This is a genomic window from Rahnella aceris (genome assembly GCF_011684115.1).
GTDB lineage: Bacteria > Pseudomonadota > Gammaproteobacteria > Enterobacterales > Enterobacteriaceae > Rahnella > Rahnella aceris.
In genome coordinates this window covers 1,830,270-1,844,164 of record NZ_JAADJV010000001.1, presented here as the reverse complement: position 1 = coordinate 1,844,164, position 13,895 = coordinate 1,830,270, and the positions used below count along the sequence as shown (strand labels likewise).

The following is a 13,895-nucleotide window of genomic DNA, read 5'->3' as shown; positions in this document are numbered from 1 at the left end:
TCGTCAGGAGACCCGAATAATATGGCTACAAAAATTGTTCTAGTGGGCGCAGGCAGTGCGCAGTTTGGTTACGATACGCTGGGTGACATTTTCCAGAGCACCGCGCTGTACGGCAGTGAAATCGTACTCCATGACATCAATCCGGCCTCGCTGGCGGTAACGGAAAAGACGGCCCGTGATTTCCTGGCAAAAGAAGATCTCCCCTTTATCGTCAGTGCGACCACTGACCGTGCCACGGCGTTGCGCGGTGCCGGGTTTGTGATTATCTCGATTGAGGTGGGCGATCGTTTTGCCCTGTGGGATCTTGACTGGCAGATCCCGCAGCAGTATGGCATTCAGCAGGTCTATGGCGAGAACGGCGGCCCGGGGGGATTGTTCCATGCGCTGCGTATTATTCCGCCTATTTTGGACATCTGCGCCGACGTGGCCAACATTTGCCCTGACGCCTGGATATTTAATTATTCCAATCCGATGAGCCGCATTTGTACCACCGTGCATCGTGCCTTCCCTGAGCTGAATTTTGTCGGCATGTGTCACGAAATAGCGTCCCTTGAGCGCTATCTGCCTGAAATGCTGGGAACCTCCTTCGATAATCTGAATCTGCGTTCGGGTGGCCTCAACCACTTCAGCGTGCTGTTAGAAGCCCGGTATAAAGACAGTGGTAAAGACGCGTATGCCGACGTCAGGACCAAAGCCCCGGACTATTTCGCGACTTTGCCGGGTTACAGCGACATCCTGGCGTATACCCGCTCCCACGGTAAGTGGGTGGAAACCGAAGGCAGCACCGAACGTCATGCGCTCGGCGGCAAAGACAGCTCGTATCCCTGGGCAGACCGTACGTTATTCAAAGAAATCCTTGAGAAGTTTCACCACCTGCCTATCACCGGCGACAGCCATTTTGGCGAATACATCAGCTGGGCGGGCGAGGTCAGCGATCATCGCGGCATTCTCGACTTTTATACTTTCTATCGTAACTACCTCGGTGAGGTGCAGCCGAAGATTGAGCTTAAGTTGAAGGAGCGCGTGGTGCCCGTCATCGAGGGAATTCTGACCGACTCAGGCTATGAGGAGGCCGCCGTCAACATTCCGAACCGCGGATTTATCAAACAACTGCCAGCGTTTATCGCCGTGGAAGTGCCTGCGATTATTGACCGGAAAGGTGTACATGGGATCAAGATCGATGTCCCGGCCGGTATCGGCGGGTTACTCAGTAATCAGGTTGCCATCCACGACCTGACGGCGGAGGCCATCCTTGAAGGGGCCCGCGATCTGGTGATTCAGGCACTGCTGGTTGACCCGGTGAACAACAAATGCCGTGCTATTCCAGAACTGGTGGATGTGATGATTTCTCGTCAGAGCCCATGGCTTAACTATCTGAAATAAAGACAGACTCTATTGATGCCGGGAGCTTCCGGCATAACAACATCATGGATTCGGAGGGGAATATGGCGCAACTGACCTTGGACAAGATTCAAAAACGCTATGGTGCAAAGACAGAGGTCATCAAATCGCTGGATCTGCACATTAAAAGCGGAGAGTTTGTGGTGATCGTCGGGCCTTCCGGCTGCGGCAAGTCAACACTACTGCGGATGATTGCCGGGCTTGAGGAGATAAGTGGCGGGGGCATGTATATCGACGGGAACTATGTGAACGATGACACGCCAGCAGAACGCGGCATTGGCATGGTATTTCAGTCATATGCCCTCTATCCGCACATGAGCGTCTATCAGAATATGGCGTTTGGGCTGGAGCTTGCGCGCCATCCGGCATCCGAAATCGACCAGCGCGTGCGTGAGTGCGCACGTATTTTACAGCTCGAACCCCTGCTGGCGCGACGGCCAAAAGACTTGTCCGGCGGCCAGCGCCAGCGTGTAGCGATTGGCCGTGCCATCGTCCGTGAACCCCGCCTGTTCCTGTTCGACGAACCGCTTTCAAACCTTGACGCTTCCCTGCGCGTGCAGATGCGCATGGAGGTGTCGGCCCTGCACAAACGTCTGGGCGTCACCATTATTTATGTCACCCACGATCAGGTCGAGGCGATGACGCTTGCCGACCGTATTGTGGTGCTCAATCAGGGCAACATCGAGCAAGTGGGCACGCCGCTGGAGCTGTACGACCAACCTGCCAATGAGTTTGTGGCGCAGTTTATCGGTTCGCCGAAGATGAATCTGCTTCCTGCCACGCTGCGCCAGGCGGGTGAACAACAAAGCGTGGTCGAGCTGGATAACGGCAAGGCGCTGGTTCTGCCTGTTGCCACGCCGGCAGCGGCACAGGGCCGCAGCGTGAACTTGGGTATTCGCCCGGAACATATTCGCAGCGGCAATCGGGAAGAGTGTGAATATCAGGGAGAGGTGATGTTTGTTGAGCAGATGGGCAACGAAACCCTGTTGTATCTGGATAACGGCAATGCCAGTGAACCCTGGGTGGTCCGTCACGCAGAACGTTCAGCCATTCAGGTTGGCGAGATCGTTGGCGTGCGGCTGCCGGTGGAGCGCTGTTACCTGTTCGACAGTCACGGTCGGGCGTTCCATCGCCATCTGACCATGAATCATTAATCCGTTTAGGGAAGAGAAAGTCATGAGTGATATGCACAGCGCACAGCAGTGGAAGGATGCCGTGGTTTATCAGGTCTATCCGCGCAGCTTTATGGACAGTAACGGTGACGGTACCGGTGATCTCAACGGCATCATCAGTAAACTCGACTATTTGCAGCAGCTCGGCATCAATATGCTGTGGCTGTCGCCGGTTTATCGTTCGCCGATGGACGATAACGGCTATGACATCTCCGATTACGAGAATATTGCCGATATTTTTGGCTCGATGGCTGAAATGGAGCATCTGATCGCGGAAGCAAAAGCACGGGATATCGGCATTCTGATGGATCTGGTTGTCAATCACACCTCCGATGAGCATCCGTGGTTTATTGATGCGCTGACATCAAAAAACAGTGCTTACCGTGATTTCTACATCTGGCGCAAACCGGCTGCTGACGGCGGACCGCCCAATGATCAACGTTCCCATTTTGGCGGCAGCGCCTGGACACTGGATAAGGCCAGTGGGGAATATTATCTGCACCAGTTTTCAACGCGCCAGCCCGATCTCAACTGGGAAAATCCCGACGTACGTGCCGCCATCCACGCGATGATGAACCGGTGGCTGGCGCGTGGTATCGGCGGGTTCAGAATGGATGTTATTGACCTGATCGGCAAAGATGTCGATCAACAGATCATGGCAAACGGTAAAAATCTGCATCTTTATCTTCATCAGATGAACCGCGCCACCTTTGGCCCGTACGGCAGCATAACCGTTGGTGAGACGTGGAGTGCAACGCCGGAAGATGCACTGCTTTACAGCGCCGAAGCGCGGCAGGAACTGACGATGGTCTTTCAGTTTGAGCACGTCAGGCTTTTCTGGGATGAACATCATGGAAAGTGGCGCAACAAGCCCTTTGATCTGCTGCATTTCAAGGCTGTTATCGACAAATGGCAGACAGCGTTAGCCCACCGCGGCTGGAACTCGCTGTTTTGGAGCAATCACGATTTGCCACGCGCCGTTTCCAAATTTGGCGATGAAGGTCAGTATCGCGTCGAGTCGGCAAAAATGCTGGCCACAGCGCTCCACTGCCTTAAAGGCACGCCTTACATTTATCAGGGCGAAGAGATTGGCATGACCAACGTGCGTTTTCCGCGTATTGACGACTATCGGGATATTGAAAGTCTGAATTTGTATCAGGAACGGGTGGCCGAAGGCGTCAGTCACGAAGAGATGATGAGGGGGATCCACGCCAACGGTCGCGATAACGCCCGAACGCCGATGCAGTGGGACAGCAGTCAGCATGCTGGTTTTACAACATCACAGCCCTGGATTGACGTGAATCCCAATTATAAACAGATAAACGTGGCGGCGGCGCTTGACGATCCCAACTCTGTTTTTTACCACTACCAGAAACTTGTGGCGCTGCGTAAGCAACAACCGCTGCTGGTTCACGGCGACTTCAGGCAGATTTTCAACAGCCATCCGCAGGTTTTTGCCTGGTTACGCACGTCGGGCGACCAGACGCTGGTGGTGATCAATAATTTCACCCGTGAACCCCTGACGCTTGACGTGCCGGACAACCTGCAGTCGTTGCAGGGCCAGTGCCTGATCAGTAACTATGCGCCACGTGAGCAACTGGGTGCGCGTTTACAACTGCAACCCTATGAATCTTTTGCTTTATTAATCGGGAGTCTCTGATGGCAAACTGGTGGAAAGAGGCCGTGGCGTATCAGATCTATCCACGCAGCTTCAAAGACAGCAACCGCGATGGTATTGGCGATATTAACGGCATAACTGAAAAACTCGATTATCTTAAGGATCTGGGGATCGATCTGATCTGGATCTGTCCGATATATCAGTCACCCAACGACGACAACGGCTACGACATCAGCGATTACCAGCAAATCATGGCAGAATTCGGCACGATGGCCGATTTTGACCACCTGCTGAAGCAGGTTCATCTGCGCGGGATGCGGTTGATTATTGATTTGGTTGTTAATCATACTTCTGATGAACATCTCTGGTTTGTGGAGTCGGGTTCCTCCCTCGATAATCCGAAACGCGACTGGTACATCTGGCGCGACGGTAAACAGGGTGGGGAGCCGAATAACTGGGAGAGCATTTTTAACGGGTCCGCCTGGAAATATAGCGCGGCCACCGGGCAGTACTTTTTACATCTGTTTTCTGAAAGGCAGCCGGATCTCAACTGGGAGAACCCCGGCGTGCGCTCGGCCATTTACACCATGATGCGCTGGTGGCTTGATAAAGGCGTGGACGGCTTCCGAATTGATGCTATCTGCCATATGAAAAAAGAGCCAGCATTCAGTGACATGCCTAATCCGCAGGGACTCCCTTATGTGCCTTCGTTCGAACGCCATCTGAATTATGACGGATTGCTCGATTACGTCGATGACATGTGTGAACAGGTACTCAGCCGCTACGACATTGTTACCGTCGGTGAGATGAACGGCGTCACCGCTGAACAGGGCGAAGAATGGGTTGGTGAGCAGCGCGGCAGACTGAACATGATCTTTCAGTTTGAGCACGTAAAGCTGTGGCAGGACGGTCAACACACTAAAGCGCAGTCTGGCCTCGATCTGATGGGCTTAAAAGATATTTTCACGCGCTGGCAGACGCTGCTGGAAAATAAAGGCTGGAATGCGTTATACGTCGAGAACCATGATCTTCCCCGCGTGGTGTCAGGATGGGGCGACGCGGAAAACTATCATCGTGAGAGTGCGACTGCCATTGCGGCTATGTACTTCCTGATGAAAGGAACGCCGTTTATCTATCAGGGACAGGAGCTCGGCATGACCAATACGCATTTCGCCAGCCTGGATGATTTTGACGATGTTGCCGCAAGAAAACGTGCGAGTGAAATGCGCAGACAGGGCATGGAGGAGTCAGACATTCTGGCAATTCTTAGCCGTACCGGGCGCGATAACTCACGTACACCGATGCAGTGGGATCACAGCATTCATGGCGGTTTCAGCTCCGTGACGCCCTGGTTTCCTGCAAACAGCAATTACCGCGAAATCAACGTCGCGCAGCAGCGCGAAGATAACCATTCCGTTCTGAATTTTTATCGTGCGCTGATCCGCCTGCGGCGGCAGATGCCAGCGCTGATTGAGGGGAACTATCAACTCCTGTTGCCTTCCGACCCCCATATTTACGCCTATCTGCGTACGCTGGAAAATCAGCAGATCCTGGTGATCGGTAATTTCAGCGCCTGTCCACAAGAGGTTGATTCACAACAGTTGGTGCTGGAAGGTGCGCAATTGCTACTGGGTAACTATCAGGAGGAGGGAGCGCTGCACATTTTACGGCCCTATGAGACACGGATTTATCAACGTTAAGCTCTGTCTGCGGGAATATTCTGCGCACAAATAGCCAGAATGCAGGGTTTACCTCCGGTAAGCCCTGGTTCCGTATCAACCCGAATCGAACTCACCTGACCCCAAATCTGACCACCAAATTTTCCCGGTGCGGAGGGGAAACTGAAAATGCATCGGGAAGGTTTTTCATGCTCACTGATTGCCTCAACGCCATACAGGCAGGGGCTCCGGCGCATAAAAAGCAAAAGGCCCGCTTAAGTTTCCTTAAGCGGGCCTTTCTAATTTGGCTCCTCTGACTGGACTCGAACCAGTGACATACGGATTAACAGTCCGCCGTTCTACCGACTGAACTACAGAGGAATCGTTGGAACGGGGCGAATAATAGCGACTGCCTGTGGGCATGTCAAAGGGTTAACGAAAAAAGTTGTCTGACTGCTTTCTTAATATTCAACTTGTTGACTATTAAGGCAAAGTGATTAAAACCTCTGCCATTTTTCTGTACGTCACGCCTTTTCACGTCTGTATTGCACTAAAAGTATTCACAAGTTGCCTGATTGTTGTGCAGGGGTTATCGGTAAGTTTTATTCTGGCCGTTATTCTGCAAGTTTTTTGCCAGCCACCGGCCATAAAATCGTCATAAATTCAGATCTGCTGCACAAATTTCACTCATATTTCGAAACTGGCACACCCCGTGCATTGTTATTTTACTAACAACGGCTAGCTTTTTGACAATGAAGCAACAGGGGATTAACTGATGCAGCCAGCGCAGGATGTGATTGAACAAATCGAAGCCTCGTTTGCCGGGCAGACACCCACGGGCAAACGCATTGCCAGCTATCTGCTGGCAAATCTTGCACAGATCCCGTTTGAAACGGCGGACAGCATTGCGCGCAGCGCGGCGACCAGTGGCATTTCTGTCGGGCGATATCTGCGCAGTCTCGGCTATCGCAATCTCGATCACTTCAAGCAAACGCTGCGCCTGCAAAGCGGCACATCATATCAGCCGTGGGTGGTTACCGACCGTCTGGGCGCTTATCGCGAACGCAGCAAACAGCCGCAGCAGGAAAAGTTGCAACAGTCGCTGACGCTCGAACTCGAAGCCATTAATCACGTGTATCAGCTGGCGCAAACTGACAGTTTTGCACAGGTCAGCCGCCGTCTGGCCGATGCGGAGGCGGTGTTTATTCTCGGTATCCAGTCGGTACGCGGCATTGCCAACAACTTCTCCAGTTATCTCGAGTACTTACGGCCAAAAGTCTATTTCGCCGACGGGCTTTCCGGCACCTATGTCGAATCCCTGAATTCGGAATTCGCGCAGCCTTATCTGGTGGTGACCGACACCCGTGCCTATTCGAAGATGGCGCAAACTTATTGCGAAGCTGCCTGTGAACGCGGCCTGAACGTGGCACTGATCACCGACATTTACTGTCCGTGGGCGCGCGATTATCCGGTGGATTTATTGCAGGTGAAAACCGACACCGGCCAGTTCTGGGACTCGATGGCGCCGCTAAGCTGCCTGTTCAATCTGTTGTGCTCGGCGGTGCTCGAACTGCGCGGTCACGATGTAGAACAGCGCCTGGCGAATAACCGCATCCTGCAAAAACAGCTTGGACAATTTGAATCCTGAATTTCTAAACCAGCGGACAGATTTATTGATGAATACGAAAACACCTGATGTTGCCCTGATCGATCTGGCTGAAATTCTGCCCGATGCGGTGATCGACCTGAAATATGCCACCGCCGATAACCTGACCGGTCAGCCGATTTATCGCGAATCCCTCTGCCTGCTGCATCCCGATGCCGCGTCGGCGTTGGTTCGTTGTAACGAAGTCGCGAAACTGGCCGGATTCACGTTGAAAATCTATGACGCTTACCGGCCGCAGGCGGCGCAGGCCTGTTTGTGGGCGGCGTTTCCGAATCCGGATTATGTGGTGGATATCAGACTCGGTTCGCACCATAGCCGCGGTGTGGCGGTGGATCTGACCTTGCTGGATGAGCAGGGTGAGGCGGTGGATATGGGCGCGGGCTTCGATGAAATGACCGAAGTATCGCATCCGTTTTACCCTGATTTACCGCCACATATTCAGCGTAACCGCTTGCTGCTTAACGCCGTGATGGCGGCGGGTGGCTTTAAGGGTATCACCAGCGAGTGGTGGCACTTTGAATTACCGGATGCCAAAACGTATCCGTTGTTGGAAGAGCGGTTCGGCTGCTATCCGCCGGTTAATGCCGCGTAATTATTGCACGTCTCTTATCACTTTTTGACAGAGCCAGGAGTTCTCAGATGAGCAACACAGCAATCAACACGTTCCGCAAAAATACGAAAACACAGGTCGCCGGTGCCATTTTTCTCGCCTTGTCAGGCTTAAGTTTTGCCACGCAGGCCGCCGTGCCGAAAGACATGCTGGTGATTGGTAAAGCAGCCGATCCGCAAACGTTGGATCCTGCGGTGACTATCGACAACAACGACTGGACGGTCACGTATCCGGCGTATCAGCGTCTGGTGCAGTATAAAACCGAAGACGGCAAAGGCTCGACGCAGGTTGAAGGGGATCTGGCGGCAAGCTGGACGGCATCACCGGATCAACGGGTCTGGACCTTCAAACTCAAGCCGGGCGCTAAATTTGATGACGGTTCCGACGTCAATGCCGATGCGGTGAAATGGTCGTTCGAACGACTGATGAAAATCGGTCAGGGGCCGTCGGAAGCCTTCCCGAAAGACATGACGGTGACCGTTGTCGATCCGATGACGGTGACCTTTACGCTCAAAACGCCGTTCGCGCCATTCCTGTACACGCTGGCGAATGACGGCGCGGGTATCGTCAATCCGGCGATTGCCAAAGCCAATCCGGCCGATGAAGGTAAGGCGTGGCTGGCGGGACATACTGCCGGTTCCGGCCCTTATAAACTCGATCGCTGGCAAAAAGGTCAGCAACTGGTGCTGGTGCCCAATCCGCATTACAGCGGCGCAAAACCAGCCTTTAAACGTGTGACCGTGAAAATTATCGGTGAAAGCGCCACCCGCCGCCTGCAACTGTCGCGCGGGGATCTGGACATTGCCGATTCCCTGCCGATGGACCAGCTGGCTGCCCTGAAAAAAGAAAATAAAGTCGCCGTGGAAGAATTCCCGTCGTTGCGCGTGACCTATCTGTATCTCAATAACGGCAAAACGCCGCTGAATCAGGTGGATTTACGCCGCGCAATTTCTTCTGCCGTGGATTATCAGGGCATGGTGAAAGGCATTCTCGGCGGTAACGCCAAACAAATGCGCGGGCCAATTCCTGATGGCATGTGGGGTTTCGACCCGACGGCGAAGCAATACACCTTAGATCTGACGCAGGCCAAAGCTGACCTGGAGAAAGTCAAAGACAAGCCGCAGACGCTGGACTTCCTGTATTCCGATAACGATCCGAACTGGGAATCCATCGCGCTTTCCGTGCAGGCCAGCCTCGGCCAGGCCGGGATTAACGTGAAGCTGGAAAAACTGGCTAACGCCACCATGCGTGACCGCATCGGGCAGGGTGATTACGACATCTCAATTGGTAACTGGAGCCCGGACTTCGCCGACCCGTACATGTTTATGAACTACTGGTTTGAGTCCGACAAAAAAGGCCTGCCCGGTAACCGTTCCTTCTACTCAAATCCTGACGTGGATGCGTTGCTGAAAAAAGCCGTGTCAGTGACCGATCAGAAACAGCGCACCGACTATTACCAGCAGGCGCAGAAAATCGTTATCGACGAAGCGGCATACGTGTATTTGTTCCAGAAAAACTATCAGGTGGCGATGAACAAAGACGTTAAAGGCTTTGTTTTCAACCCGATGCTTGAGCAAGTCTTCAATGTTGGTCAGATGCATAAGCAATAACCGCAATATCATTCACGAAAACCCCTTTCACGACCTGAAAGGGGTTTTACGGGGAAAAACTATGACTTTTTGGACTCTGATTCGCCAGCGCTGCTGGGGTCTGATACTGGTGATGGCGGGCGTGTGCGTCATTACTTTTATCATCTCGCATATGATCCCGGGTGATCCGGCGCGGCTGCTGGCGGGCGATCGGGCAAGTAATGAAATGGTCGAACATATCCGTGAGCAACTGGGGCTGAATCAGCCGCTTTACGTGCAGTTTTTCCGTTACGTCAGCGATTTGTTGCACGGCGATTTGGGCACGTCGATCCGTACCGGTCGTCCGGTACTCGAAGACCTGAAAGCGTTCTTCCCGGCGACCCTGGAACTGGCGGTCAGCGCACTGTTTCTGGCGATTGTGCTCGGCATTCCGCTGGGCGTGTTGTCGGCGGTGTACCGCAATAAATTTCCGGATCATCTGGTGCGTCTGCTTTCCGTGCTCGGCATTTCCACGCCTGCGTTCTGGCTGGGACTGGGCGTCATCATCCTGTTCTACGGGCATCTGAACCTGCTGCCGGGCGGCGGAAGGCTGGATGACTGGATGGATCCGCCCGCCAATATCACCGGCTTTTATGTGCTCGATTCCCTGCTGACCGGTAACCGGGACGCCTTCTGGAACAGCCTGCAACATCTGGCGATGCCTGCGCTGACGCTGGCGTTTGTACACATGGGGATCGTGGCGCGGCAAATTCGCTCGGCGATGCTTGAGCAACTGAGTGAAGACTACATTCGGACGGCGCGGGCTAACGGGTTGTCACGCTGGCGGGTGATCCTGAGCCACGCCTTGCCGAACGCGCTGATCCCGTCGGTCACCGTGCTTGGGCTGGCGATGGGCGATTTGTTGTATGGCGCGGTGCTGACCGAAACGGTGTTTGCCTGGCCGGGTATGGGCGCGTACGTGGTGAATTCGATTCAGGCGCTGGATTTCCCGGCGGTGATGGGTTTTGCGGTGGTGGTGTCGTTTGCCTACGTCATCGTCAATTTATGCGTCGATTTACTGTATGTGTGGATCGATCCGCGCATCGGCCGTGAGGGGTGAGCCAATGTCTGTGATTGAACCGGGTGTCAATAATCATCGGGCCGACATCGTTGCGCCAGATGTCAAACCGCGCTTTGCCAACTGGCGGCGCACATTCTATTTGCTGAGCCGCAGTCCGCTGACGATGTTAGGGCTGGCGATCATGCTGATTGTGCTTTTCATCATGATCTTTTCGCCGTGGCTGGTGCCGCATGATCCTAACGCCATCAGCCTGACCGACCGCTTGCAGGCACCTTCCGCGCTGCACTGGTTTGGGACTGATGAAGTCGGGCGGGATCTGTTCAGTCGTGTGCTGATAGGTAGCCAGCAATCCGTAGCCGCCGGGCTGGCGGTGGTGATCATCGCGGGCACGACAGGCTCGTTGCTTGGCTGTTTTTCCGGCGTGGTCGGCGGTGTGGTGGATGCGCTGATTATGCGCTGTATGGACATCATGCTGTCGGTGCCGTCGCTGGTATTAACCATGGCGCTGGCCGCCGCGCTCGGGCCGAGTTTGTTTAACGCCATGCTGGCGATTGCGGTGGTGCGCATTCCGTTTTATGTGCGGCTGGCGCGCGGTCAGACGCTGATGCTGCGTCATCAGGCTTATATGCAGGCTACGCGGACGTTCGGCGCGTCACGCTGGCATCTCATTACCTGGCACGTGCTGCGCAATGTGATGCCGCCGCTGGTGGTGCAGGCTTCTCTGGATATCGGTACCTCGATTCTGATGGCGGCAACGTTAGGGTTCATCGGCCTGGGCGCGCAACAACCGACCGCAGAGTGGGGCGCGATGGTCTCCAACGGACGCAATTATATTCTCGATCAATGGTGGTATTCAGCCTTTCCAGGTGTGGCAATTCTGATTACCGCCACCGGTTTTAACCTGTTCGGCGACGGTCTGCGCGACCTGCTGGATCCGAAAAGCAGAGGGCGCTGAAATGACTGAACAATCCCAGGCGCCGGTACTGGAAATCGACAATCTGCAACTGGTCTTTCCGGTTTACGGCGGAGAAGTGAAAGCGCTGAATCAGGTGTCGCTTTCAGTGAACGCTGGCGAAATCGTCGGCGTGGTCGGTGAATCCGGCTCAGGCAAATCGGTCACGGCGATGATGGCGATGCGCCTGCTGCCACCTGACGGTTTTACCGTGACCGGCGGTGCGTTACGCATGCTCGGCACCGACGTGATTCACGCCAGTGAGGAGCAGATGCGCACATTGCGCGGCGCGCGCGTGGCGATGATTTTCCAGGAGCCGATGAACGCCCTGAATCCGACGCGTAAAATTGGCCGTCAGATGTGCGAAGTCATTTGTCTGCACCAAAAACTCAGCAAGGCACAGGCGTGGCAAAAAGCCATCGGCCTGCTGCAGGACATGCAGATTGCCGATGCGGAGCAGGTGATGTCACGTTATCCGTTCGAACTCTCCGGCGGTATGCGTCAGCGTGTGCTGATCGCCATGGCATTTTCCTGCGAGCCGGAGCTGATTATCGCCGATGAACCGACCACGGCGCTGGATGTTACGGTGCAGCGTCAGGTTTTGCGTTTGCTCCAGCGCAAAGCCCGTGCCAGCGGAACCGCCGTGTTATTTATCACTCACGATATGGCCGTGGTGTCCCAGCTTTGCGACCGGGTTTATGTGATGTATGCCGGACATGTGATTGAAAGCGGCAATACGACGGATGTGATCGACACGCCGTCGCATCCGTATTCCATCGGATTATTACAGGCCGCGCCGGAAAACGGCGAGCCGCGCAGCCTGCTGAAAGCCATTCCGGGCACGGTGCCGAATCTGGCCAAACTGCCGCAGGGCTGTGCGTTTCGTGGCCGCTGCAATCATGCCGATGACCGCTGCATCGCGACACCGGCGCTGGCCTCGTTGCCGTATTTTCCGCAGCAATCTGTTGCCTGCTGGCATCCGCAGCGTTATGCCGGCGAAATCCACATTCAACGCATTGAGGAGCATTCCTGATGATGGCTGAGGCACTGGTAGAGTTGCAGGATGTGCGCGTGCGGTTCCCCGCCAGTTATAACTGGCGCGGCAAACCCACCAGTTATGTGCACGCGCTGAACGGGCTGGATCTGAATATTATTCGCGGCGAAACGTTAGGCATTGTCGGGGAATCCGGCTGCGGGAAAAGTACGCTGGCGCAGTTGCTGATGGGCTTACAGAAGCCGAGCAGCGGAGAAGTGCACCGCGCACGCCATGACAATTCCTGGTTCGGCTCCGGTATGCAAATGGTGTTTCAGGACCCGCAATCGTCGCTGGATCCGCGTCTGCCGGTCTGGCGGATCATCACCGAACCGGTGTTCGTGCAAAAACACAACAGCAGCCGCGAGCGTCGTGAACTGGCTGCGACGCTGGCAGAGCAGGTGGGGATCCGCAGGGAATACCTCGACCGTCTGCCGCATGAGTTTTCCGGCGGTCAGCGTCAGCGTATTTCTATCGCCCGTGCGCTGTCTTCAGAGCCAGACATCATCGTGCTGGATGAGCCGACCTCGGCGCTGGATATATCAGTGCAGGCGCAAATCCTTAATTTGCTGGTGGAACTGCAACGCCAGCGCAACCTGACTTATGTGCTGATTTCTCACAATGTGTCGGTTGTTCGCCACATGAGTGACCGCGTGGCGGTGATGTATCTCGGGCAAATTGTCGAGCTGGGCACTGCGGAAAAAGTATTGTCCGAACCGCAACATCCTTACACCCGTCTGCTGCTGGATTCGGTTCCGCGCGCCGGTCGTCAGCTTGATGAAGGGATAGTCGATAAGAAAGGTGAATTACCCAGCAACCGTAACCTGCCGATGGGATGTTACTTCCGCGAACGTTGTCCGCTGGCCGGGGATGGTTGTCAGATGCCGCAGGATCTTGTGCATGGGGCGGGCGGCGTGGTGGCGAGGTGTCATCGGGTTATGCCGGAGCGGGTGTAGTTTTTAGCTCCTCCCCCTGCGAAGGGAAGGAAGCACGCCAGTTAAATCTGACCAGAGTTTGGTTTTAGCTCCTCCCCCTGCGAAGGGGGAGGCGGGGAGGGGGTATTAATGGCGAAACGATTGTTGAAGTATCCGCCGGGTAAAAACGTGCCAAAGCAAACTTCAACGCTATGATTTCTC

11 protein-coding genes and 1 tRNA gene are annotated in these 13,895 nt (G+C 54.7%); 11 read left to right on the top strand and 1 reads right to left on the bottom strand.

All coding sequences use genetic code 11. The annotated features are described in order from the left end of the window. The first annotated feature begins 21 nt into the window (after nt 1-21). The 4 genes from GW591_RS08290 (at nt 22) to GW591_RS08275 (ending at nt 5,891) form a co-directional block, all read left to right on the top strand. Complete coding sequence (locus GW591_RS08290) at nt 22-1,383, top strand: family 4 glycosyl hydrolase (RefSeq protein ID WP_166860472.1); 1,362 nt, start codon at nt 22-24, stop codon at nt 1,381-1,383. A gap of 62 nt (nt 1,384-1,445) precedes the next feature. Then, complete coding sequence (locus GW591_RS08285) at nt 1,446-2,555, top strand: ABC transporter ATP-binding protein (RefSeq protein ID WP_037034544.1); 1,110 nt, start codon at nt 1,446-1,448, stop codon at nt 2,553-2,555. Nucleotides 2,556-2,577: 22 nt separating this feature from the next. Beyond that, nucleotides 2,578-4,233, top strand: coding sequence for a glycoside hydrolase family 13 protein (locus tag GW591_RS08280; protein ID WP_166860471.1), 1,656 nt, complete (start codon nt 2,578-2,580; stop codon nt 4,231-4,233). Continuing rightward, nucleotides 4,233-5,891 (top strand): glycoside hydrolase family 13 protein, encoded by a 1,659-nt coding sequence (locus GW591_RS08275; protein WP_166860469.1) that lies wholly within the window; start codon nt 4,233-4,235, stop codon nt 5,889-5,891. Before GW591_RS08280 ends, GW591_RS08275 begins: the two co-directional genes overlap by 1 nt. Before the next feature lie 263 nt (nt 5,892-6,154). Here GW591_RS08275 and GW591_RS08270 read toward each other — a convergent pair. After that, nucleotides 6,155-6,230 (bottom strand) — tRNA-Asn (locus GW591_RS08270). Nucleotides 6,231-6,624: 394 nt separating this feature from the next. On the opposite strand from GW591_RS08270, the gene GW591_RS08265 reads away from it, so the two are divergent. The 7 genes from GW591_RS08265 (at nt 6,625) to GW591_RS08235 (ending at nt 13,715) form a co-directional block, all read left to right on the top strand. Then, nucleotides 6,625-7,497: a MurR/RpiR family transcriptional regulator gene (locus GW591_RS08265; RefSeq protein WP_013575983.1), complete on the top strand. Its 873-nt coding sequence runs from the start codon at nt 6,625-6,627 to the stop codon at nt 7,495-7,497. 28 nt (nt 7,498-7,525) lie between these two features. Next, complete coding sequence (gene ddpX, locus GW591_RS08260) at nt 7,526-8,107, top strand: D-alanyl-D-alanine dipeptidase (RefSeq protein WP_013575982.1); 582 nt, start codon at nt 7,526-7,528, stop codon at nt 8,105-8,107. A gap of 47 nt (nt 8,108-8,154) precedes the next feature. Next, the gene (locus GW591_RS08255; protein ID WP_131637888.1) at nt 8,155-9,735 is read left to right on the top strand and encodes an ABC transporter substrate-binding protein; all 1,581 of its coding nucleotides are present in this window, start codon (nt 8,155-8,157) and stop codon (nt 9,733-9,735) included. Nucleotides 9,736-9,796: 61 nt separating this feature from the next. Continuing rightward, complete coding sequence (locus GW591_RS08250; RefSeq protein ID WP_015690085.1) at nt 9,797-10,813, top strand: ABC transporter permease; 1,017 nt, start codon at nt 9,797-9,799, stop codon at nt 10,811-10,813. 4 nt (nt 10,814-10,817) lie between these two features. Beyond that, entirely contained in the window at nt 10,818-11,729 is a 912-nt protein-coding gene (ddpC, locus tag GW591_RS08245) for a D,D-dipeptide ABC transporter permease (RefSeq protein WP_013575979.1), read from the top strand. Nucleotide 11,730: 1 nt separating this feature from the next. Further along, the gene (locus GW591_RS08240; protein ID WP_013575978.1) at nt 11,731-12,759 is read left to right on the top strand and encodes an ABC transporter ATP-binding protein; all 1,029 of its coding nucleotides are present in this window, start codon (nt 11,731-11,733) and stop codon (nt 12,757-12,759) included. After that, complete coding sequence (locus GW591_RS08235; protein ID WP_166860467.1) at nt 12,759-13,715, top strand: oligopeptide/dipeptide ABC transporter ATP-binding protein; 957 nt, start codon at nt 12,759-12,761, stop codon at nt 13,713-13,715. Before GW591_RS08240 ends, GW591_RS08235 begins: the two co-directional genes overlap by 1 nt. The last annotated feature ends 180 nt before the right edge of the window (nt 13,716-13,895 follow it).